Genomic DNA, 22,752 nt, shown 5'->3' with positions numbered 1-22,752 from the left:
GTAGGAGGTATGAACAATGAGTTCAACATGGGAATTAAAAGAAAAATCACAAGGTGAATTAAAGACAACAGTAGAAGGCGATGTTTGGCAGAAAGCTCAGAAGAAAGCATTCAAAAAACTTGCTAAGAAAGTGAACCTGCCAGGTTTCCGTCCAGGTCAGGCTCCAGAAGCTTTGGTTAAGAAACACATAAGTTCACAGAATATATTAATGGAAGCTATCGATGAAGTAGCTGGTGAAGCATTAACTGCTGGAATCACAGAACATGATTTAGAGTTGGTTGCTCGTCCATCATTGGATATCGACAGCATCGATGAAGAAAAAGTTACTTTCAAATTCTTAGTAACTGTAAAACCAGAAGTAAAATTAGGACAGTACAAAGGACTTGAAATCGTTAAAGATGACACTACAGTAACTGATGAAGATGTAAATGCTGAAATCACTCGTTTACAGGAAAGATTTGCTGATTTAGTGTTAAAAGAAGAAGGAACAGTTGAAAACGGAGATACTGCTGTTATCGACTTTGAAGGATTTAAAGATGGTGTAGCATTTGAAGGTGGAAAAGCAGAAGCTTATCCATTAGTTATCGGCAGCGGTTCTTTCATCCCAGGATTTGAAGAACAGTTGATCGGTATGAAATCTGAAGAAACAAAAGACATCAACGTAACATTCCCTGAAAACTATCAGGCTGAAGATTTAGCTGGTGCTCCTGTTGTCTTCAAAGTAACTGTACATGACATCAAAGCAAAAGAACTTCCAGAAGCAAATGATGAATTGGTAAAACAGGCTGAAATCAAAGATGTTGAAACTTTAGAAGCTTATAAAGAATATTCTCGTAAGAATCTTGAAACAGCGAAAGTACAGCAGTCTGAAAATAAATTCGAAAGCGATATTTTAACTGCAATTACTGAAAATGCAGAAGTTGAAATTCCAGAAGTTATGGTTGAAGAAGAAACTGATAACTTAGTACGTGATTTTGCTCAGCGTTTACAGTCCCAGGGATTCTCTTTGGATCAGTTCAAACAGATCACTGGACAAAGCGATGAATCAATTCGTGAAGAAATGGGTAAAGATGCTTTCAACAAAGTAAAAGTACGTTTGGTATTGGAAGCTATCGCTGCTGAAGAAAAAATTGAAATCAGTGAAGAAGATGTAAATGCAGAAATCGAAAGAATCGCAAACATGTATGGTATGGAAACAGAAAAAGTAAGAAGTCTTGTATCTGCAGATGCTGTTTCTTATGACCTGCGTATTCGCAAAGCATTGGAACTTGTAAAAGAATCAGTAGGCAAGTAATGCAAAAAGACGCAGAACGCGTCTTTTTTGCCCTATAGAAAGGAGTGTAGGAATTATGAGTGAAGTAAATGAAACGCTGAACGTACGTTATCCTTTGGTATGTACAAGAGGTGTCATTGTATTCCCAAACCAGGAAATTGTGATTGATGTTGGTAGAGCTAAATCCTGTCATGCAGTTGAAGCTGCTCAGGAACAATACCAGGGTCAAGTCGTACTGGCTGCACAGCGAGATCTGACGGTGGAAGATCCAGATGTGAATGATTTATATTCCTTTGGTACTCTTTGTCAGATTAAACACATCCGCCGCATGGATGGATATTTACGTGTGAAATTCAGAGGTGTCAAACGTGTGGCACTGCATACGGTTGTAAATGATGAAAATATGATGGTTGTAGATGCGGAAGTAAAAGAAGATATTCATCAGGACGCGATGGAAGAAGTTGCTTTGGTAAGAAAAATTGCCAAACAATTTGAGGAAATCGAAAGTGTTTCTCAAACAATTCCAAAGGAAATGATCAATGAACTGGCAAAGGGTGTAAGTGCCCAACAGCTGGCTGATCAGATTTGTCAATTGTTCCCATTCACATTGGAACGTCGTGAAGAATTATTGGAAACTTTAGGCATTAATGATCGTTTATACATGATTTTACAGGAAATCGAAAGTGAAAAAGAACTTTCACAAATCGAAAATCGTATTAATGATAAAGTAAAAACAAGAATTGAAGAAGGACAAAAAGAATACTACCTGCGTGAAAAGATGCGCGCCATCAAAGAAGAATTAGGAGATGTTCCTGATACAGAAAAAGATGTCGATGCGATCCGTAAGCGTTTGGAAGAAAATCCTTATCCTGAAACTATCAAAGCAAAAGTAAAAGATGAATTATCCCGCTATGAAATGTTACCAGCTGCAAGTGGAGAAACTGGTGTGATCAAAACATATATCGACTGGTTGATGGATTTGCCTTGGTGGCAGGAAAGCAAGGATAATGAAGATTTGAATAAAGCTTCAGAAATTTTAGATGCAGATCACTATGGACTAGAAAAAATAAAAGAAAGAATTTTAGAATATCTGGCAGTAAAACAGATGACCAATTCTTTAAAAGCTCCAATTATCTGTTTGGTAGGTCCTCCTGGTGTTGGTAAAACATCTTTAGCGAAATCTGTCGCAAGAGCATTGGATCGTAAATTCGTAAAAATTTCTTTAGGTGGTGTGAAGGATGAATCTGAAATCAGAGGTCATCGTAGAACATACCTAGGAAGTATGCCAGGAAGATTTATTCAGGCAATGAAAAAAGCAGGCACCATCAATCCAGTATTCCTGATTGATGAAATCGATAAGATGGCAAGTGATTATAAAGGTGATCCTGCCAGTGCGATGCTTGAAGTATTAGATCCTGAACAAAACGAATACTTCTCAGATCACTATATTGAAGAAAGCTATGATTTAAGTAAGGTGTTGTTTATCGCAACAGCAAACTATTTGGAAAATATTCCAAATGCACTGCGTGATCGTCTGGAAATCATTGAATTATCTTCTTATACAGAACTTGAGAAAGTAGAAATTGCAAAACGCCATTTGGTACCTAAGCAGTTAAAAGAAAACGGTCTGAAGGAAAGTCAGTTAAAGATTGACGATGATATGATCAGCTTCCTGATTCGTTATTATACAAGAGAAAGTGGTGTACGTCAGTTAGAACGTGTAATTGCGACAGTTTGTCGTAAGAGTGTTTTAGCTATCTTAAAGGATAAGAAACGTTCTATCAAAGTCACAAAGAAACTTGTGAAGGAATGGCTGGGTAATGAAAAATTTGAGTATGGCAAACGTGAAATGAAAGATCAGGTAGGAACAGTTACTGGTCTTGCTTATACTGCGTTTGGCGGAGATGTATTACAAATTGAAGTTAACCACTTTGAAGGTAAAGGAAAATTGATCCTTACTGGACAACTTGGTGATGTCATGAAAGAAAGTGCATCTATTGCATATGACTATGTTCGTGCAAATTGCCAGAAATATAAAATCAAACCAGACATTTTTGAAAAGAATGATATTCATATTCATGTACCAGAAGGTGCAGTACCAAAAGATGGACCTAGTGCAGGTGTAACACTTACCACAGCACTTGTATCCAGCTTAAGCAATATTCCTGTCAAAGCGAATCTAGCAATGACGGGAGAAGTTACACTACGTGGAAATGTTCTTCCTATTGGAGGATTAAAAGAAAAATCCATGGCTGCACATCGTTGTGGCATTACGACTGTATTGATTCCAAAGGCAAATGTAAAAGATTTGGATGATGTACCTCAGACAGTAAAGGAAAGTGTAAACTTCATTCCTGTAGAACGTGTTTCTCAGGTTTTAGATGTTGCATTGGTTAAATAAATGATTACGTTTCAAAAAGCAGAACTGGTGGTTTCTGCACCAGATAAAAAGTCATGGCCGGAAACAGATTTGCCAGAAATCGTTCTTGCGGGCCGTAGTAACGTGGGAAAAAGCAGTTTCATCAATACCATGTGTGGAAGAAAAAAACTGGCTTACGTAGGAAATACACCTGGGAAAACTAGATTATTGAATTTCTTTAATCTGGATGATAAATATATGTTTGTCGATGTACCAGGATATGGCTATGCGAATATTTCAAAAACACAGTTGATGAAATTTGGTCAGATGATGGAAGATTATTTTGCGCAGCGTAAACAGAAAAAAGGTCTTGTCATTTTGGTAGATGCCCGTCATAAACCAACGGAGGATGATATCACAATGCTGGAATTTGCTCGTTATTATGAGATTCCTGTTGCTATCGTTGCGACAAAGACTGATAAGCTTCCAACAACGAAACTAAAAAATCAATTAAAGATGATTCGTAAAACATTAGAATTAAATGATGATGAACCGTTATTTCCATTCTCTGCAGAGAAAAAAGAAGGAATGGAAGCTGTATGGGATTATCTGATTCCAATATTTGAATCTTAAAGTGTGTCCATAAGGATGCACTTTTTCTTTACATATTCCATATCCTATGCTATTATATATTTAACTAATTAGTTAAATATTATGGAGGGTCACATATGTTAGAAAAAAAGAATATATGGTTTTTATGTCCAATTGTATTGATTATTATTTCATTGATTTTATACCCAAGACTGCCAGAAGATATCCCTATGCAGTTTAATATACATGGGGAAGCAAACTGGACATTGCCGAAAATGATTGGTTTATGGATCATGCCATGCTTACAAATCGTGTTATTATTATGGAATCGAAATAAAGAAAATAACAATGCAGGTCTGGTGGTTGTTTTATTAATGTTCATACAGCTGTTTGTGATGATCACAAGTCTTGGAGGTATATAAAATGGATGCATTTAAAGCAATCGCAGATCCCACACGCAGGGAAATATTAAATATGTTAAGTAAACAGGATATGAATGCTGGAGAAATAGCGGAGCATTTTCAAATGTCGAAACCTGCGATATCTAAACATTTGGATATCTTAAAAAACAGTGACTTAATCAGCTGTGAAAAGATGGGACAGTTTGTTGTTTATTCCATCAACACCACTGCTGTACAAAATATCTATCGAAAATTTTTAGAAGTATTTGATGGATTGGAGGGAGTTTTTCACAATGAATCTGCAGAAAAGAAATAATCTTCTTATATTGACTTGCAGCTGCATCATTTTATTTTTATGCATATGCAGTTTATGGATGAAATATATGACTTATCTGATTCCGGTTATCGCTATCATCACGAATATATTCTTATACAAAGATGCACCACAGACAACCCAATTATCAAAGCAAAATCGCAAAGTAGATGTATATCGCAGTATGGTTATTCTAAATATATTTGTGATGCTGATGGTGTTACTTTCCCTAATCATGGAATCTATTCTGCCACAATATCAGGAAAGCCTAAAAAATGCCCGTTATTTTCTGTTTATATTCTTTATGTTGATGTTTGGTAATCAGGCACCTCGTATCCCTTTTAACAGGCGGTTAGGACTTCGCTTGTCCTGGTGTATACAAGATGAAGCTTCTTGGCGCTATACGCATCGTATGGTAGGGTATTGCAGCATTATCAGTGCTGTATGCATGATGATCATGTATATCTTAGACAAACAATACCTGGGCTTGATTACAATGATCACAGGTCTGGTACTTGTGCCATCCATTCTTTCTTATATCGAGTACCACAAAAGAAACCCATTTACTGAAGTACGTAAGGCAATCTTTTTGATACCCTTAACACATTTCATATGTAATCTGGCATTATATCCATATTATCCTGATGCATTTCCTATGCAGCTGTCTTATCAGGGGGATGTAAATTATACACTTCCAAAGCTTTATGCGATTGCCTTGATGGCTGTAATTGAAGTCCTGTTGATCTTTTTCTATCAGAAATCGGATGTAAAAAGACAGTGGATATTAATATCTCTACTGGCATTATTATTCACATGCTTCAGTATTTATATATTGATCATGTATGGAAATTTTAATATATAAAGAAAAGGCGAAGATTATTCGCCTTTGTTTTCTTCTACTGCTAAAATCAGTTCTTTCGCATAAGGCAGCGTTGTGATCCAATCACATAAAGTGTGCCATTCTTCAAGTTTATGATTTCTTCTTGCATAATAGATATTCATTAATGTTTCATAATTCAAAGTACATGTCCGCATCTGGTTATAGCTGCTAGGCAATAACTGAATCATACTGTACCATACATCTTTATTTTTTGTTTCTACATACTCTAGACGAAGCTCTTCTAATACCGCAATCACACTTTTTAAACTCTCTAAAGCTTTTTCATTCATATGATCGTGAGAAAAATCATCTAACTCAAAAGGCTTACTGGCAATTTTATGCATGGTACTTGTAGAATTAGCAACCGTTGCCACCTTATATGTATCATATTCTTTCCACCAGTATAATGGAGCTGTAAAATCTACAGATACAAAAATCTGACGGATAAATTTACGATGATCACTTCCTGCACGAGCCAAACGCTGTGCTAAACTTAAATCATTTGGTCCCATAATGAATTTTCCATCTTCATCATAATAAGAATCCATACGATTCCAGCTATTCATCGGGTTTCTTGCGCCACGGATGGCATTTTCAAAATTCATGACAGCGTCACGTTCTATTTTAATCATTTCATCTACCTCATTTCTTGCTTGCATTTATTGTATCATAGAAAATTATTTTGGCATACGTAAAAAAAGTTTTTAATTTCACATACAACTTTCTATCATACTTGTCACTTCTGAAACATACATACCATTAGGAGGCATAACGATATGAAAACAATGAAGATAGAAAAACAGCTGTTATTTGCGGACAGTGTAAAACAGGTGATGAAGCTGCAGGTTCGTGATGGCTTGCAATATCAGATGGAAGAGGATGGCAAACGGGCAATTGGACCTTTGTTTATCAAAGGACAATATGAAGGAATGGATGGCAGTATCCAAAACTTTCAGGAAGTGCTGGATATGGATATCATGGCACCATCTGAAAAATTAGGCAATGGGGAGTTTTTTATTCAGATAGAGGATTATGAGGGTATTCCTGAAAATGATTCCATACATTTATATATTACCATGCGTATTCATGGCTTAAAAGAAGATCAAAAGGATGTTCAGGGGGAAGTCAGTAAGAAGGATATAAACAGTCATCAGGAAACAAATGCCAATGTCATCTTACAACAGCCAGTAGTACCAAAACAGCCTGAAATAGAAGAAATAAAACCAGAACCGACAGCTATAGAACCTGTGGAGGAAGCTGTAAGTAAAACAGAAACAATGGAAGATAAAGAGATTGCTGAAGAAGAGGAGTCACAGGAAGATGCAGCACCTATAACAGATACTTTTGATGAATTTGAAGATTTATTTGAAGACGCAGATACCACCTATACCAGTTATCGTATGATTGTGGCGCAGGAACAGGATACCTATGCATCCATTGCAAAGCGCTATGATGTGGATGAAGCAGCACTTCGATCTAATAATCATGATAAAGAAATCCATCATAAAACATTGGTAATCTTACCATAAGGCAGGTGACTTCCAAAGATATGGGAGTCGCTTTTCCTTATAATAACGGTTAATTTCAAAAAAGAGTTGAAATAAAAGTGCCATTTGTTTATAATAATGAGGTAAATACGGTGAACAGAAGGAGTACATATAAGGAAATCATAGAGAGCACATGGGCTGGTGGAACATGGCATGGAATTAGATGGAAGGTAGTCTGGGAGTTGGTTTTCTGAAAACACAGTAGGAAAATTCGTCAAAGCGCGTTAAGCTGTAATGAGGCATACATCGTATGTAAACTAAGGTGGTAACACGTCAATCACGTCCTTTGATTAGGACGTTTTTTTTATGAAGGAAGGTGTTTTATGCGATTAACAATGCCGGAAGTAGAAACAAAACGTTTATATCTTCGTCCTGTAGAAGAAGAGGATGCCTGTGATATGTTTGCATATTACAAAGATCCAGCGGTTATGAAGTATTTAACACTACAGCCCCATAAACATGTGGATGACACCTTAAAAGCAATCAAACAGTATTTATTGCCTTATGAAAAACGACAGGTGCCACAGACCTGGGTCATCGTATGGAAAGAAAATGAAAAGGTCATTGGTAATCTCAATATTCATACAGTGGAGGGAGATTGCGGACAGATCGGATACTTGCTTCATCAGGATTACTGGGGAAAAGGTATTATGAAAGAAGCAGTAGAGCAGCTTGTATATGTTGGCTTTAATCATATCGGACTTCATAGAATTGAAGCATTATATGATGTAGAGCATATCGCAAGTGGCAAAGTATTAGCGGCATGCGGCTTTGAAAAAGAAGGCGTATTACGACAATATGCAAAATTAAGTGATGGAAAATACCACGATATGGTAATTACTTCCATTTTAAGAGAAGAATGGCTGAAAGGAGTAAAGAAACATGAAGAAAGAACTTGATCCTAAATATGATCATTTAAAAGTTGAACAGGAACACTACAAAACATGGATTGACAAAGGATATTTTACAGCGGGGGATAAAAGCAAAGACCCTTTCTGTATCGTTATTCCACCACCAAATGTTACAGGGAAATTACACTTGGGACATGCATGGGATACAACATTACAGGATATCGTTGCCCGCTACAAACGTATGCAGGGATATGATATGTTATGGCTTCCAGGAATGGACCATGCAGGTATTGCCACACAGGCAAAAGTAGATGAACGCTTGAAAAACGAAGGCATCAGCCGTTATGATATCGGACGTGAAAAGTTTTTGGACCGTGCATGGGAATGGAAGGAAGAATATGCATCTACCATTCGTAAACAATGGGCAAAAATGGGACTTTCATTAGATTATACAAGAGAACGTTTTACACTAGATGAAGGCTTAAGTGAAGCAGTACGTAAAGTATTCGTAGACTTATATAACGATGGTCTGATCTATCAGGGAGAGCGAATCATCAACTGGGATCCACAGGCTAAAACTGCATTATCCAACATTGAAGTTATCCATAAAGAAATCGAAGGGGCAATGTATTACTTTAATTATAAAGTTGTAGAAACAGGGGCGAATCTAGTCATTGCGACAACCCGTCCAGAAACAATGTTTGCGGATCAGGCGATCTTTGTACATCCAGAAGATGAACGTTATAAAGATATCGTTGGTATGCATGTCATCAACCCTGCCAATGGAGAAGAATTACCAATCATGGCAGATGATTATATCGATATGTCTTTTGGTACTGCTGTTATGAAATGTACTCCAGCCCATGATCCTAATGACTTTGCGCTGGCTAAAAAATATGGTTTAAAGATGCCAATCTGTATGAATCCAGATGGCACAATGAATGAAATGGCACATAAGTATGCAGGCATGGATCGTTTTGCTTGTCGTAAAGCACTTGTAGAGGACTTTGAAAAAGCCGGTGTGGTAGATCACATTGAAAAACATATGCACCAAGTAGGACACTCTGAAAGAACAGGTGTAATCGTAGAACCATACTTATCAAAACAATGGTTTGTAAAAATGAAACCACTTGCTGAAGATGTATTAAAGAATCAGGAAGATGAAAATCAAAAAATTCACTTCTATCCTGTACGTTTTGAAAAGACGTTCCACCAGTGGCTGGAAAACATTGAAGACTGGTGTATCTCCCGTCAGTTGTGGTGGGGACATCGTATTCCTGCATGGTATCACAAAGAAACAGGTGAAATCTATGTAGGCATGGAGGATCCAAAAGATATCGAAAACTGGACACAGGATGAAGATGTATTGGATACATGGTTCTCCAGTGCTTTATGGCCTTTCTCAACACTTGGATGGCCAAATGAAACAGATGATTTAAATCGTTATTTCCCAAATGATCTGTTAGTTACAGGATATGATATTATCTTCTTCTGGGTAGCACGTATGGCGTTCCAGACAAGATATTGTATGCATAATCGCCCATTCAAGGATGTATTGATTCATGGTCTTGTCAGAGATTCACAGGGTAGAAAAATGTCTAAATCATTAGGCAATGGAATTGATCCAATGGATGTCATTGAAAAATATGGTGTAGATGCATTACGTTTCTTCCTAACGACAAACTCAACACCAGGGCAGGACTTACGTTTTATTGACACAAAAGTAGAAGCAAGCTGGAACTTTATCAATAAAATCTGGAATGCAAGTCGTTTTACGATGATGCAAGTTGGTGATATGACGTTGGAAGAAGTAGACTTAAGCAATGTGAATATCATTGATAAATGGATTTTAACACGTTTTAATGAAGTATTGGAAAATGTCACAAACAATATGGATAAATATGAATTCGCACTGGTTGGAAATGAATTATACAGCTTTATCTGGGATGATTTCTGTAGCTGGTATATCGAATTATCAAAAGCCGGCTTACAAAGTGATGATGCCCAGGCTGTAACTGCTGCGAAATCTACTTTGATTACAGTATTGAGTGGCATCATTCGCATGTTAGAACCATTTATGCCATTTGTCAGTGAAGAAATCTATTTAAGTATGCCTCACGCTTATGAAAGCATCAACAAGGAAGCATGGCCTGAAAAAGCAGAAATCACGATGAGTGAAGAAGAAATGGCTTCCGTAAAACAGTTGATTACGATGATAGAAGCAGTACGTGCAATCAAGGTAGATTATAACCTGAAACCAAGCATGGATATCAATGTCATGATCAAAGATGAAAAAGAAACATTAATGAAACCGGATGCTAAAATCAACGCGATCCTACAGAAAATGTGTCATGCCAGCTGGACAGCCCAGGAAAGCAGTGAAGAAATGGTAACTCGTCCAATTTTAAATGGTACATTATCCGTACCTTTGGCTAGTATTATCAATGTAGAAGAAGAAATCGAAAAACTAAGTAAAGAATTAAAACGTTTAACTGGTGAAATTAAACGTGGAGAGGGAATGTTAAGTAATCCAAACTTCGTAAATAAAGCACCAGAAGCAAAAGTAAATGCTGAAAAAGAAAAATTGGAGGGCTATCGCTCACAATATGCTATTGTAGAAAAACAGCTAGAAGAAATGAAGAAAAAAGCATAAATCAAAAAAAGAGGAAATCATGAGATGATGTGATTTCTTCTTTTTGTTTATATAATAAGCGATAGAATTCAAAAAAACAGCAGATTTTAAACATCTACTGTTTCAAGCTTATTTTCTTTCACAAGTCTTACTAATGCATTTAAAACGATTGGATCATATAAATGCTTTTGTGATATCATCAATTCCATTGCTTCATCAAAACTCATCTGGCGATTATACACACGATTGCTGGTCAGGGCATCAAAGACATCGGCGACAGCAACAATACGTGCATTAAAACATATTTTATCCTTTGTTAATCCATAAGGGTAGCCACTGCCATCCATACGTTCATGATGCTGTAAAGCAATATTTGCAATTTCTTCACCATGTGTTTTCTGTAACAACTTATAAGAATCGATTGGATGTTGTTTTATAATTTTATATTCCTCATCCGTCAATTTGCCTGGTTTTTGAAGAATTTCAATAGGTGTATAATATTTGCCAAGATCATGGAAGGTAGCTGCAGAACCAAGACTGAGAATATCATAAGAAGGATCAAGTTCAAGGGCAATAGCTACAGCATAGGTGCTGACTCTTCGTCCATGTCCTTTCGTATAACTGTCTTTTAACTCAACCTCAACAAGTTTGTTGAAACAGGCATTGGTTTCCTGAATTTTTTGATGATTGCTTTGAGATGAAATCATCAATAATTTACATGGTGTTATAGCCTTCGCAAAATATGATTCCACGATATCATATATCATAACGCTGTCATCTTTCTTTAACGTGAAAGATTCTAACGTTGATGTAAAATGTAATTCACCTTCTAAAACATATACAATGAATATTGTATCATCTTCGCCTTCTTCATGTGTGATACCCATATTTGTACCCTGATAGATATTGTAAATACCTAACTGTAGACGTGAATTTGTATAGATTTCTTCTGCACGTTGTTTTGTATCTTGCAAGATATCGGCGTTATGTCGGATTTCTGTAATCGTCATAGGATACTCCCCACTTTCAGAATTTTATTATATCGAAAATATCAGCGAAAAAGAAGATTATTTACAAAAAAAGAATTAAAAAATCGGAAATTGAAGCGATTACAATGGATAAGTGACAGATTTGTGATAAAATATAAATATAGTATAGGAACTTATTTTTCATTGCTGGCATATGCAGATGAACCAATTCAGCATGCGTGGTTTCTATCACCAATTGTGAATATGCAGGTTATTGTAGAAAATATGATGGAATAGTTTCATATAGATGAAACACAATTAGAAAACAAGAGATAAACCAATTTAGATATGGTCTATTCGGATATCCTTTATGGAGAAAAGAATGATATGTGTGATTGGTTGTTCACAAATTTCATTGTGATTTACAAGTCATGAAGAATGGAGAGCATTATTTCCAAACATCTCAACAGCTTGCATATCATACTAAATGCTTAAACAATCATCTTATTTAAACGCTTGCGAACCTTAAGCTCACATGATATTCCTAGGACATTCGCGCATGGAGATATCTTATTTTGCACTATATGTATCGAAATGAAAAAAAGATTTAAAATCATGCGTTGAAAAGCAAAAAAAATTGTTTCATTAGCGTATGATTCTAACAATTTTGCGGTCATTATGCTATATGCATGATGTGGATTTAAACTGGTCATTAAAATTTTCTGTGCCTGATTGTCCAGGTCATTATGCTATATGCATGATGTGGATTTAAACATTTCGTGAGCTGTATACTCGTAAGAAACCATAGCGTCATTATGCTATATGCATGATGTGGATTTAAACGAAAACCTCTGCTGACGGAGGAGATGGTGTCCCCGGTCATTATGCTATATGCATGATGTGGATTTAAACTGATAGTAGGTGGAAATTATGGTAGCACGGTAGAGTCATTATGCTATATGCATGATGTGGATTTAAACATTTTGACCAATAATGCTAAAACGCCACCAAGTAAGTCATTATGCTATATGCATGATGTGGATTTAAACACACTATGACGGAGACGGCCATAAAAGCCGCCTGTCATTATGCTATATGCATGATGTGGATTTAAACAAGAAAGTAAAAATGTCGCTCCCATCCGACCAAGGGTCATTATGCTATATGCATGATGTGGATTTAAACTTTTTTAGGTACGATACACACTTGTATATAGTCATGGTCATTATGCTATATGCATGATGTGGATTTAAACTTCGAATACGTTTCCCCATTGATTACTATTTAAGTCATTATGCTATATGCATGATGTGGATTTAAACAAGTATGGCAAAGAGGTGTTTCAATTGCTGTTAAGTCATTATGCTATATGCATGATGTGGATTTAAACTATGATAGACCAACCAAATAATCCAAACTGCCAGCGTCATTATGCTATATGCATGATGTGGATTTAAACGATAAGATTAAGATTTTTTTTATACATCTTAAAGGTCATTATGCTATATGCATAATGTGGATTTAAACTTTACTTCTAATTGCTTTTGGTTTACAGTTACTTTGTCATTATGCTATATGCATAATGTGGATTTAAACTGTTATTCCTGATTTTTTAATAAGATAAAAAGAGTCATTATGCTATATGCATAATGTGGATTTAAACCTATTTTAAAAATACCATCTATATATATTGTTTCGTCATTATGCTATATGCGTAATGTGAATCTAACGATTAGCACCGGTGCTAATGAACCATTTGCAACTGTTGTTATACTTTATACGGCAATGATTGAAGCATTGTATCGTTGTAAATGTCTTGAATTTAAACTAAAAAAGATATCACATCCGATTTGGATATGATATCTTCAAAATGTTTAAGCTTTACTATCTGCCAGAACGGTTTTAGTTTCTGGCTTTTCTTCTTCATTGAATAACTTTTTACCTGAACAGAAGGTAATCATTAAGCCTAATGCCACAAGTAGAACAGCGAAGATTAATTGTAAACCATCTGTCATAAATACGAAACCACCATTAACAAATAATTTCAAACAGATATTGTAGATAGATAAACCAAGTGATGTCATAGTACAAATTAACATCAGGGTCATAGGTACATATAACATCCATCCTTTTCTTCCAGTGACTTTTAAGAATACAGATAATGATACAAGAACCATAGCGCCTAATAACTGGTTAGCACTACCGAATAATGGCCAGATATTATTATATCCACCAAGTGATAATAAATAGCCACCAGCTAATGTAATTAAAGTTGCAACATATTTGTTTGTCGCAAATTTTACAAGTGGACTTGCTTCTTTTCCTTCTTCAACTTCAAAGAATTCCTGAAAAGACATACGACCGATTCTTGCGACAGCATCTAAAGATGTTAAAGCCAGGGCTGAAACAAACATTGTCATAACACACATGCCGACTTCCTGAGGTAGGCCGAATTTACTTAACAGTCCAGTTACACCAACGGAGAATTTCGTGAATGGTGTAGCTGTATCTGCAAGTGCAATACCAGCAAGGCCAGCATCTAAAGTACCATTGCTTGCCATAGCAGTTAAAGATCCAACAACTACGATAACAAGAACAGCTAATAATGATTCTAGTAACATGGAACCATATCCAACTTGTAACATATCTTTTTCGTTTTTGATTTGCTTAGAACTTGTTTCGCTGGATACCAGAGAATGGAAACCACTTACAGCACCACATGCAATCGTGATAAATAAAGTAGGGAACATATAAGAACCATTCTTTGCGACAAAACCTGTGAATGCAGGGGTTGTAATACTTGGATTACTGATCAATACACCAATAACAGCACCAGCAATCATTGCGATAAATAAGAAGGTTGTCAAATAATCACGAGGTTGTTTCAATAACCACATTGGTGTAACACTGGCAAAGAATATATAGATGAATACAACATAGATCCATACATTCTTACTGAAATATAATGGGAAGGCGATACCACCAGCCAACATGGCAATGATAAGTATAATGCCCATCAATGCTTGTTTCCAACCACCAATTTTGGTTTTCTTCAGGAATAAACCAAAGGCAATCGCAACAACGATATATAACATGGAAATAGATGCTGCAGCGGCATTTGGCTGAAGTTTGGCTCCATCAGCGCTAAACCCGTTGAATGTTCCAGCTACCATGTCTGCGAAAGCTGCGATAACTAATAATGTAAACAGCCAGCAGAACAAGAAAAATAATTTCTTTCCAGCTTTTCCAATGTATTGTTCAATGACACCACCCATGGATTTACCATGGCTTTTAACTGATGCATATAATGCACCGAAATCCTGTACAGCTCCAAAGAAAATGCCTCCCAGCAATACCCATAAAAATGCTGGCAGCCAGCCAAACATCATTGCCATAACAGGACCAGTTACTGGACCTGCACCTGCAATACTTGAGAACTGATGTGCAAATACCTCCCATTTATTGCTTGGTACAAAATCGACACCATCTTCTTTTTCATAAGCTGGTGTTTTTGCTTTGGGATCAATACCCCATGTTTTTGCCAGGTAACGACCATATAATAAGTACGCTCCTGCCAATACAATGATTGCAATACCTAAAATTGCTAATCCACTCATACAAATTTCCTCACTTTCCTAAATACAAGGGTAAATAAAAAGGTTCTCGCTTAGATTCTAAGACGAAAACCTGAATGTTTACGCGGTACCACTTAGTTTGCAAATACATGCCCCTTTACCATATCGTGTGCAATATGATTTCCTGTAACGTGGAATGACGGTATCCCTTACTGATAGTCAATATGACTACGTTCTGTTTACTGCTCACAAGTGAGATGCATAAGCTCCACCTGTTTACTTGCAGCAATACGTAAACTCTCTGTAAGGCGGATAACCTATGCAATATGTCTTGTTCATTGCATTTACCCTTGTTCGCCACTTATCTTACACCTGCTTTTTTGTGATGTCAATATAAAATTGAAAAAATATGAAAATCGTGTAATTTGTTACATTTCTTTATATATGTGATAAAACAATGATTTTATTTGACATAAAAGGGAAGTAAGATGCACTTTAAAACTTATATTAATGAAAAAGTTATGAAAGTTTATGAAAATTTATTGACTTATAAAGCAAATGGGTGTAATCTAAAACCACAAGTGTAAGGGAGAGTGTAGTTATGGAAATCGAATATGTAAAAGCAAAAACACTAAAAGAAAAACCAGCCTGGGATCAAAACTTAGGATTCGGTAAATATTTTACAGATTATATGTTTACAATGGACTGGACAGTTGAAAAAGGATGGCACAATGCAAAAATTGAACCATATGCACCGATTTGTATGGATCCTGCGGCAATGGTATTGCATTATGCACAGGAAACATTTGAAGGCTTGAAAGCCTATAAGACAAAAGATGGAAGAATTTTATTATTCCGTCCAGAAATGAATGCAAGACGTTTTGCGAATAGTAATCGTCGTTTGTGTATGGAAGTATTGCCGGAAGATATGTTTGTAGAAGCAATTGAAAAGCTGGTAGCTTATGAATCTGACTGGATTCCTACAGCAGAAGGAACTTCCTTATATATCAGACCATTTATGTTCGCAAATGAAGCAGCTGTTGGTGTACATCCAAGTAATGCTTATAAATTTGTCATTATTTTATCACCAGTTGGTGCTTATTATCCAGAAGGTGTAAATCCTGTTAAAATCTTTGTTGAAGATGAATATGTCAGAGCAACAAAAGGTGGTACTGGATTTACAAAATGTGGTGGTAACTATGCCGCTAGTATTGCTGCACAGGTAAAAGCAGAAAAACTTGGTTATACACAGGTTCTATGGTTAGATGGTGTTGAACGTAAATATGTTGAAGAAGTAGGAACTATGAATGTTATGTTCAAGATTGATGGAAAAATCGTGACTGCACCATGTGATGGAACAGTACTTCCTGGTGTAACTCGTGATTCAATTATTCATTTATTAAAATCTTGGGGTTATGAAGTAGAAGAACGTCATCTTGCAATTGATGATTTGATGGAAGCTGGCAAGACTGGTCATTTGGAAGAAGCATTTGGTACTGGTACAGCAGCGGTTATCTCACCGGTTGGAGAATTGAATTATAAAGGTGAAATCGTAACAATCAATAATTTCAAAACAGGAGAGCTTACACAGAAATTATATGATACATTAACTGGTATTCAATGGGGTAATGTAGAAGATAATTTTGGATGGACAAGAGTTGTTAAAAAATAAAGTGATAACAGGTGGATGTTTATAAAATATCCATCTTTTTTATGTTATTTTAAAGGAAAGAAACGGGAGGGATATGAATGAACTGGGGAGATTATAAAGAAACAGCAAAAGGACCATATGGTAAAATTGGTCTTTTAGATGGAAAATTTGATAAATGGAAAGACTTAAAATCATTTTGGGAAACGTTACGTTATCGCAAAACGGATTATATTGGTTACTTTCGTACATGGGAGTTTTATAAGAATGAAAAGGTAAAGAAAAAGCTATGATATTTGACATTTGAATTAAGATGTCATCATCACAGCTTTATTTAATATTGGTATGTTCTTTTAAACCATCACTCATTGCGATGTGATAGCCTTTTACATCAATTGTATCTGCACCTTTTTCAGGTTTTACTTGATCATCATATACCCAGATTGCTTCTACACTGAAACCTTCTTTTGCCTGAAGGTTTTTTAATAAGGCAGTTCCTTCTTCATAGGTCATGGTATATAAAGTTGTAGATAAAATATCTGCGATACCGCTATCTTTACATATTACAGTTACACTTCTTGCATGTTTTGCAGGAAAGAGGGTATCTGGATCGATAATATGATGCATAATTTCATTTTTATACATATAGTAACGTTGATAATCACCACTGGTCACAAATGAATTAGATTCACTGAATTTTAAAGATAATAATGAATCACTGGACAGTTCGTTTGCATTTGGAATCTGAAGACCAACACTCCATGCATCACCATCTGGTTTTTCTCCAATCAGACGAACATTGCCGCCTGCATTGATGATGCCATGCTTCAATCCATCAGCTTCTAATTTCTTGGCAACCTTTTCAACTGTGAATCCTTTCGCAACACCCCCGACATCTAAGGATGTGTTTTTGTCCTTAATATAAACGGTGCTGTCTTTTTCATTGATTTCTATTTTATCCCAGCCACTGTCTTTTTCAGCTTTTTCAAGTTCTGCTTTGGAAGGAATACGACTTTCTTTTCCTTCTTCATTGGCTTTTACACCTTCATCTCGATAGTCGTGCCAGATATTTAACACTTCTCCCATCGTGATATCAAATTGATGATTACTGATTTCGTAATATTTTTTAGAAAGATTCAGTAACTCAATAATTTCCTTATCTACTTTCACTGGTTTGATACCAGCCTGATCGTTGATAGTTTTGATATTATGGGTACCTTCATAATCATTATATTTATCGAACAGTTTATCATAGCGTTTAAATTCTTTCTTTAAATCACTGGCGTATTCTTCAAATTGTGCTTCGTTTGTGGTATATCCTGTAAAATTAACAAACGTATCAAATCCAACATCTGTCATGGTTGTGGTATGTTTGCTGACTGCTTTTTCACTGCATGCGCTCATTGTAAACAAAACAAGTAGTACACAAATTAATTTTTTCATTTCTTCATCACCGTCCCTTATTATAGCCGACATTGTATTATAAATACAAGAAAAACATTTTCCTATCTTATTAATATATATAAATTGGAAAGGAATGGGGATATGTTCTCAGCAGGATATACAATCTATAAGAATTGTAACAAAAATTAAAAAAATTGCTTTTTCTTGGCACATGATAATGCTATAATAAGAACTGTATGTGGAAAACACAGCCACATGATAAATAGAAAATCTTAGAGAAAGGTAAGGTGACTATGATGTCATTGTTTAAAGGTCCAATGCGTCAGCACATACAAGGTTTCAAAGATTTGACGGATCATAGTGATATCCAGGAAGTAAAAGCAGGCAAGGAAGTATATATTCCTTTGGTTGCCGGAGCTGCAAAAAACTTTGAAATGTTTGTAAAAGAGGGCGACAAGGTTGCCGTTGGAACAAAGCTTGCCGAGTGCAATGAACGCAATGTGGTTCCTATTTATTCCAGTGTGAGTGGTACGGTAAAGGGTATTCAGAAGATTATGCATTCTTCATTAAAACCAGCTGATCACATTGTAATAGAGAATGACGGGGAATATCGAAAAGAACAGTCTTTCGATACGTTGGATTATAAAACTGCCAGCAAAGATGAATTGGTAGATTTTATGATGAATGCCGGTATTATTGGTTTAGGAGGTGCAGGATTCCCTGCATATATTAAGTACAAGTTTGCGAAAAATGTTGAAAAACTGATTATCAATGCAGTTGAATGTGAGCCATATATCACTGCAGACTACAAAATGATTTTTGCAAATAAGGAAGATTTCGTAACTGGTATTGCGGCTATGAAAAAGATGGCAGATGCACCTGAGGTTTGCATTGCTATCAAGAAAACACACCCTGATTTGATTTCATTTGTGGAAGAAGCAATCAAAGGCATGGAGGGTGTTAAAGTTACACCTGTACCAGATGTATATCCTATGGGCTGGGAACGTACACTGGTAAGAGAATTGATTCATAAAGAATATGATAAACTGCCAGGAGAAGTTGGTGCTGTTGTGAATAATGCATCTACTGCAATTGCATTTGGTAGAGCATTAAGCAAAGGTATGCCAATTACTGAAAAAGTGTTGACAGTATCTGGAAATGCAGTTAAAAACCCTGTAAATGTCAGAGTACCTGTTGGTGTTCCAGCAAGTGAAGTCATTGCTGCATGTGGTGGTTACACCAGCGAAGATGTAAAACTGATTGCAGGTGGACCTATGATGGGTAAAACAATCGTAAATGATAAATTCGTTATCGATCGTAATATGAACGCATTGACTGTTCTGGAAAATAAACCATTTGATTCTGTAGCATGTTTACGCTGTGGTAAATGTTCTGATCATTGTCCTGCTGGACTACAGCCGGTTAGAATTGCACAGGCAGTAAAAACAAAAGATAAAAAAGCCATGGAAAATCTATGTGCCATGGATTGTATTGAATGTGGTCTTTGTACCTATATCTGTCCATCACGTTTAAATGTTACAGAAAATGTGAGAACAGCAAAACGCCAGTTGATGCTGGCTAAGAAGTAAGGAGGGGCATCATGAAATTTAATTTTAATGCATCACCTAACTTACGTCAGGCACAAAGCACGAAACGCATCATGTTAGAGTTGATGATTGGTTTATTGGTAGTATTCGCCTTCTCTTTGGTATACTACAATAATGCATGGGGTATGGATTACGCTATGCAGGCTGTCAAACTGATGGTCGTATCTTTAGTGGTTGCACTGGTTACGGAATCAGCTTGGGCATTTTTCACGAAGAAAGAAAACAAATTTGATCTTACATATTTAAAGAACTATTTGTCAGGAAGCTTTGGCTGGATTACAGCTATTATACTGACATTGATGTGCAAGATTGATATCACACCATATGCATTAGGTGTATCAACATTCTTTGCCATCTTCTTTGCAAAACTGTTATTTGGTGGTTTTGGAAATAACATTTTCAACCCGGCAGCCGTTGGTAGAGCTATCGTATTTGCAACCTTTATGGGCGCAACAACCGATGTTGTCACAAGTGCAACACCTACAACGATGATTGCTTCTGAATTCAACTGGTTGGTCATTAAACCAGAAATGATTACGGAAATGATGGAAAAACTGGGTGGATTTAAAGATTTATTTATTGGATGGTATCCTGGAGCAATCGGTGAAACAAGTGCATTGATCATTTTATTGGTCGGTGTGGTACTTGCTATCCGTAAAGTAATTGACTGGCGTGTACCAACGATTTATCTTGGAAGTATCTTTGTATTGACAGCGGCTATCGCTTTGATGCGTGGAGTTGGTTCTTATAATGGTCTGCCTGGATTTATCTGGTATCCATTATTACATGTATTAACTGGTGGTGTTGTATTTGGTGCAATCTTTATGTTGACAGATCCTGTTACATCTCCAACGAGTGCACAGGGACGTTGTATCTTTGCATTAGGTGCAGCAATCATTACTGTATTGATCCGTGTAAAAGCAAATCTTCCAGAAGGATGTTTATATTCTATCCTGATGATGAACATGTTGACACCAATGATTGAAAAAGCATTGGAAGGAAAACAATTGGTTTTACGTAAAAAAGCAAGCATTATCTTTGGCGTTGTGGCAGTAGTAGGACTTGGTGCTACATTACTTGCCGGCAGTGTTGTGGAAGCAAAAGAACCTGCTCCACAGGTATTTGTTTCTACAAAAGATGCAGATGTTGATAAATTCAAAGCGGAAGTTACAGAACAATTTGTAAATTCTGATGGATCTACAACATATCGTGTAAAAGCACAAGGATATGCATCTATTCAAAAACCAGATGTATACAATGAATTTGAAATCATTGTAAAAGATAAGAAAATCGTTTCTTTAACTCCTACAAAAGTTAATGATACAGAATATGTTGGAGATCGCATCTTGGCTGAAGATTTCACAAAACAGTTTAAAGATGCCGACCTGACAAAAGATGTACAGGTAGAAGTTAATGATGTTGTTACTGGCGCTACATTCTCCACAAAATCAGCCGTTCGTTTGGTTAAAGAAGTGCAGAATGTAATGGGAAATTAGGAGGTAAGCAAACATGAAAAAAATTATTCATTTAACTGTTTTCTTAGCTCTGATTGCTGCACTTGCTGGTGCTGCACTAGGTTTTGCCAATAAAATGACAGCGCCTGTTATTGAAGCAAATGAGCTGGCAGCAGAAAAAGAAACATTAAAAGAAATCTATCCTGATGTAGCGGATGATGCTTTCAAAAAGGTCGCAGATAATGCATCTGATACCATTGAAAAAATCTTCCAGGTAGAAGGAAAAGGCTATATTTTCAAGATGAAGACCAAAGGTTATAAAGACGGTACAAGTTTCCTTGTAGCACTTGATAAAGATGGTAAAGTAGTTGATTATGTAGCAATCTCTAATGGCGATACACAAGGTTTAGGTACACAGGTTACAGAAGCACCATTCCGTGAAAAACTAAAAGGTGCGGATGCAACAAGCAAAGATATCTTAAATGATACGATTACAGGTGCCACTGTTACAAGTAAACCTGTCATTGAAGGTATTATGGAAGCAGCCAAATATCAGGCTGACAATTTGAAATAGGAGGGATGAATAATGAATCGTAAAGAAAATTTTACAGCAGGTTTCATCCGTGAAAATCCTGTATTCTCACTTTATTTAGGTTTATGTTCTACATTAGCGATTACGACAACCTTAAACAATGCCATTGGTATGGGTGTTGCCGTTATTCTGGTATTGATCATGAGTAATGTTATCATTTCATTGATTCGTAACATTACACCATCTGAAATCCGTATCCCAGTATATATCGTAATTATTGCGACACTGGTTAAAGTTATTCAGATGTTAATCAAAGCATACGCATCAAGTTTGGATAGTGCACTGGGTGTATTTATTCCATTAATCGTTGTAAACTGTATTATCTTAGGACGTGCAGAAGCATTCGCCAGCAAAAATAAACCGCTGGATTCTGCATTAGATGGTTTAGGAATGGGTCTTGGTTATACTGCAAGTATTATTGTAATGTCTGCAATTCGTCAGATTATCGCAACTGGTATCTTGTCATTTGACAATCCATTTGATGTAACACAGAATATTTTCTCTATTCGTATTATTCCAGAGGAATTCACAATTTCTATGTTCTCACAACCATTTGGTGCTTTCTGTACATTCGCTATTTTGGCAGCTGCACTTGCTGCCTATAAGAATCATCAGGCTGATAAAGCTAAAAAACTGGAAAAGGAGGCGAAATAAGGT

20 protein-coding genes, 1 CRISPR repeat array and 1 other annotated feature are annotated in these 22,752 nt (G+C 36.2%); of the genes, 16 read left to right on the top strand and 4 right to left on the bottom strand.

The window, feature by feature from the left end; translation table 11 throughout:
- The first annotated feature begins 16 nt into the window (after positions 1–16).
- The 6 genes from tig to DW761_RS13330 all read left to right on the top strand — a co-directional run bounded on the left by tig (position 17) and on the right by DW761_RS13330 (position 5,799).
- The gene (gene tig, locus DW761_RS13355) at positions 17–1,294 is read left to right on the top strand and encodes a trigger factor (protein ID WP_117518432.1); all 1,278 of its coding nucleotides are present in this window, start codon (positions 17–19) and stop codon (positions 1,292–1,294) included.
- A gap of 55 nt (positions 1,295–1,349) precedes the next feature.
- Entirely contained in the window at positions 1,350–3,674 is a 2,325-nt protein-coding gene (gene lon / locus DW761_RS13350; RefSeq protein WP_117454097.1) for an endopeptidase La, read from the top strand.
- Entirely contained in the window at positions 3,675–4,265 is a 591-nt protein-coding gene (yihA, locus tag DW761_RS13345) for a ribosome biogenesis GTP-binding protein YihA/YsxC (protein ID WP_117454096.1), read from the top strand.
- 95 nt (positions 4,266–4,360) lie between these two features.
- Complete coding sequence (locus DW761_RS13340) at positions 4,361–4,645, top strand: DUF1648 domain-containing protein (protein WP_117454095.1); 285 nt, start codon at positions 4,361–4,363, stop codon at positions 4,643–4,645.
- A 1-nt stretch (position 4,646) separates the two neighbouring features.
- Positions 4,647–4,940, top strand: a complete 294-nt coding sequence (locus DW761_RS13335; RefSeq protein WP_117454094.1) for an autorepressor SdpR family transcription factor — start codon at positions 4,647–4,649, stop codon at positions 4,938–4,940.
- 67 nt (positions 4,941–5,007) lie between these two features.
- Positions 5,008–5,799, top strand: coding sequence for an SdpI family protein (locus DW761_RS13330; protein ID WP_158553805.1), 792 nt, complete (start codon positions 5,008–5,010; stop codon positions 5,797–5,799).
- Between the two features lie 14 nt (positions 5,800–5,813).
- On the opposite strand, the gene DW761_RS13325 is transcribed toward DW761_RS13330, so the two are convergent.
- Positions 5,814–6,449, bottom strand: coding sequence for a hypothetical protein (locus tag DW761_RS13325; RefSeq protein ID WP_117454092.1), 636 nt, complete (start codon positions 6,447–6,449; stop codon positions 5,814–5,816).
- A gap of 144 nt (positions 6,450–6,593) precedes the next feature.
- On the opposite strand from DW761_RS13325, the gene DW761_RS13320 reads away from it, so the two are divergent.
- The 3 genes from DW761_RS13320 to DW761_RS13310 all read left to right on the top strand — a co-directional run bounded on the left by DW761_RS13320 (position 6,594) and on the right by DW761_RS13310 (position 10,868).
- Positions 6,594–7,346, top strand: coding sequence for a stage VI sporulation protein D (locus DW761_RS13320; RefSeq protein ID WP_117454091.1), 753 nt, complete (start codon positions 6,594–6,596; stop codon positions 7,344–7,346).
- Positions 7,347–7,447: 101 nt separating this feature from the next.
- Positions 7,448–7,654: a binding site (T-box leader), on the top strand.
- Between the two features lie 33 nt (positions 7,655–7,687).
- Positions 7,688–8,263, top strand: coding sequence for a GNAT family N-acetyltransferase (locus tag DW761_RS13315; RefSeq protein ID WP_117454090.1), 576 nt, complete (start codon positions 7,688–7,690; stop codon positions 8,261–8,263).
- Positions 8,247–10,868: a valine--tRNA ligase gene (locus tag DW761_RS13310; RefSeq protein ID WP_117454089.1), complete on the top strand. Its 2,622-nt coding sequence runs from the start codon at positions 8,247–8,249 to the stop codon at positions 10,866–10,868. Before DW761_RS13315 ends, DW761_RS13310 begins: the two co-directional genes overlap by 17 nt.
- Before the next feature lie 86 nt (positions 10,869–10,954).
- Here the strand turns inward: DW761_RS13310 and DW761_RS13305 are convergent, their stop codons facing one another.
- Positions 10,955–11,857 carry an HD-GYP domain-containing protein gene (locus tag DW761_RS13305; RefSeq protein WP_117454088.1) on the bottom strand — a complete coding sequence of 301 codons (903 nt, stop codon included), beginning with the start codon at positions 11,855–11,857 and terminating at the stop codon, positions 10,955–10,957.
- 123 nt (positions 11,858–11,980) lie between these two features.
- Between DW761_RS13305 and DW761_RS21665 the strand changes: the two genes are divergently transcribed.
- A complete protein-coding gene (locus tag DW761_RS21665; protein ID WP_255411903.1) occupies positions 11,981–12,112 on the top strand; it encodes a hypothetical protein in 132 nt (43 codons plus the stop codon).
- 375 nt (positions 12,113–12,487) lie between these two features.
- Positions 12,488–13,546: a CRISPR direct-repeat array (repeat unit 34 nt; unit sequence GTCATTATGCTATATGCATGATGTGGATTTAAAC).
- 143 nt (positions 13,547–13,689) lie between these two features.
- Here the strand turns inward: DW761_RS21665 and DW761_RS13300 are convergent.
- Positions 13,690–15,432, bottom strand: coding sequence for a carbon starvation protein A (locus tag DW761_RS13300; RefSeq protein WP_117454087.1), 1,743 nt, complete (start codon positions 15,430–15,432; stop codon positions 13,690–13,692).
- Positions 15,433–15,991: 559 nt separating this feature from the next.
- On the opposite strand from DW761_RS13300, the gene DW761_RS13295 reads away from it, so the two are divergent.
- Positions 15,992–17,062, top strand: a complete 1,071-nt coding sequence (locus tag DW761_RS13295) for a branched-chain amino acid aminotransferase (protein WP_117454086.1) — start codon at positions 15,992–15,994, stop codon at positions 17,060–17,062.
- A gap of 77 nt (positions 17,063–17,139) precedes the next feature.
- Positions 17,140–17,331 (top strand): hypothetical protein, encoded by a 192-nt coding sequence (locus DW761_RS13290; RefSeq protein ID WP_117454085.1) that lies wholly within the window; start codon positions 17,140–17,142, stop codon positions 17,329–17,331.
- Positions 17,332–17,368: 37 nt separating this feature from the next.
- On the opposite strand, the gene DW761_RS13285 is transcribed toward DW761_RS13290, so the two are convergent.
- The gene (locus DW761_RS13285; protein ID WP_158552257.1) at positions 17,369–18,481 is read right to left on the bottom strand and encodes an FAD:protein FMN transferase; all 1,113 of its coding nucleotides are present in this window, start codon (positions 18,479–18,481) and stop codon (positions 17,369–17,371) included.
- Between the two features lie 257 nt (positions 18,482–18,738).
- Between DW761_RS13285 and DW761_RS13280 the strand changes: the two genes are divergently transcribed.
- From DW761_RS13280 to rsxE, 4 genes are read left to right on the top strand one after another with little or no spacing between them, the layout of a single operon-like run.
- Entirely contained in the window at positions 18,739–20,031 is a 1,293-nt protein-coding gene (locus DW761_RS13280) for an RnfABCDGE type electron transport complex subunit C (RefSeq protein WP_117454084.1), read from the top strand.
- 11 nt (positions 20,032–20,042) lie between these two features.
- Positions 20,043–21,545, top strand: coding sequence for an RnfABCDGE type electron transport complex subunit D (locus tag DW761_RS13275; protein WP_117518431.1), 1,503 nt, complete (start codon positions 20,043–20,045; stop codon positions 21,543–21,545).
- Between the two features lie 13 nt (positions 21,546–21,558).
- Complete coding sequence (locus DW761_RS13270; RefSeq protein WP_117454082.1) at positions 21,559–22,077, top strand: FMN-binding protein; 519 nt, start codon at positions 21,559–21,561, stop codon at positions 22,075–22,077.
- 12 nt (positions 22,078–22,089) lie between these two features.
- On the top strand, positions 22,090–22,749 hold the full coding sequence (rsxE, locus tag DW761_RS13265) for an electron transport complex subunit RsxE (RefSeq protein WP_117454081.1): 660 nt from the start codon (positions 22,090–22,092) through the stop codon (positions 22,747–22,749).
- The last annotated feature ends 3 nt before the right edge of the window (positions 22,750–22,752 follow it).

Source organism: Absiella sp. AM29-15, from assembly GCF_003434225.1.
Lineage (GTDB): Bacteria > Bacillota_I > Bacilli_A > Erysipelotrichales > Erysipelotrichaceae > Hoskinsella > Hoskinsella hominis.
Note: the sequence above shows the minus strand (reverse complement) of the source record. Positions and strands in the feature narration are given on the sequence as shown.

Coding starts and splice junctions, on each gene's coding strand:
- tig (WP_117518432.1), top strand. CDS start 17: ATGAGTTCAACATGGGAATTAAAAGAAAAATCACAAGGTGAATTAAAG.
- lon (WP_117454097.1), top strand. CDS start 1,350: ATGAGTGAAGTAAATGAAACGCTGAACGTACGTTATCCTTTGGTATGT.
- yihA (WP_117454096.1), top strand. CDS start 3,675: ATGATTACGTTTCAAAAAGCAGAACTGGTGGTTTCTGCACCAGATAAA.
- DW761_RS13340 (WP_117454095.1), top strand. CDS start 4,361: ATGTTAGAAAAAAAGAATATATGGTTTTTATGTCCAATTGTATTGATT.
- DW761_RS13335 (WP_117454094.1), top strand. CDS start 4,647: ATGGATGCATTTAAAGCAATCGCAGATCCCACACGCAGGGAAATATTA.
- DW761_RS13330 (WP_158553805.1), top strand. CDS start 5,008: ATGACTTATCTGATTCCGGTTATCGCTATCATCACGAATATATTCTTA.
- DW761_RS13325 (WP_117454092.1), bottom strand. CDS start 6,449: ATGATTAAAATAGAACGTGACGCTGTCATGAATTTTGAAAATGCCATC.
- DW761_RS13320 (WP_117454091.1), top strand. CDS start 6,594: ATGAAAACAATGAAGATAGAAAAACAGCTGTTATTTGCGGACAGTGTA.
- DW761_RS13315 (WP_117454090.1), top strand. CDS start 7,688: ATGCGATTAACAATGCCGGAAGTAGAAACAAAACGTTTATATCTTCGT.
- DW761_RS13310 (WP_117454089.1), top strand. CDS start 8,247: ATGAAGAAAGAACTTGATCCTAAATATGATCATTTAAAAGTTGAACAG.
- DW761_RS13305 (WP_117454088.1), bottom strand. CDS start 11,857: ATGACGATTACAGAAATCCGACATAACGCCGATATCTTGCAAGATACA.
- DW761_RS13300 (WP_117454087.1), bottom strand. CDS start 15,432: ATGAGTGGATTAGCAATTTTAGGTATTGCAATCATTGTATTGGCAGGA.
- DW761_RS13295 (WP_117454086.1), top strand. CDS start 15,992: ATGGAAATCGAATATGTAAAAGCAAAAACACTAAAAGAAAAACCAGCC.
- DW761_RS13290 (WP_117454085.1), top strand. CDS start 17,140: ATGAACTGGGGAGATTATAAAGAAACAGCAAAAGGACCATATGGTAAA.
- DW761_RS13285 (WP_158552257.1), bottom strand. CDS start 18,481: ATGAAAAAATTAATTTGTGTACTACTTGTTTTGTTTACAATGAGCGCA.
- DW761_RS13280 (WP_117454084.1), top strand. CDS start 18,739: ATGTCATTGTTTAAAGGTCCAATGCGTCAGCACATACAAGGTTTCAAA.
- DW761_RS13275 (WP_117518431.1), top strand. CDS start 20,043: ATGAAATTTAATTTTAATGCATCACCTAACTTACGTCAGGCACAAAGC.
- DW761_RS13270 (WP_117454082.1), top strand. CDS start 21,559: ATGAAAAAAATTATTCATTTAACTGTTTTCTTAGCTCTGATTGCTGCA.
- rsxE (WP_117454081.1), top strand. CDS start 22,090: ATGAATCGTAAAGAAAATTTTACAGCAGGTTTCATCCGTGAAAATCCT.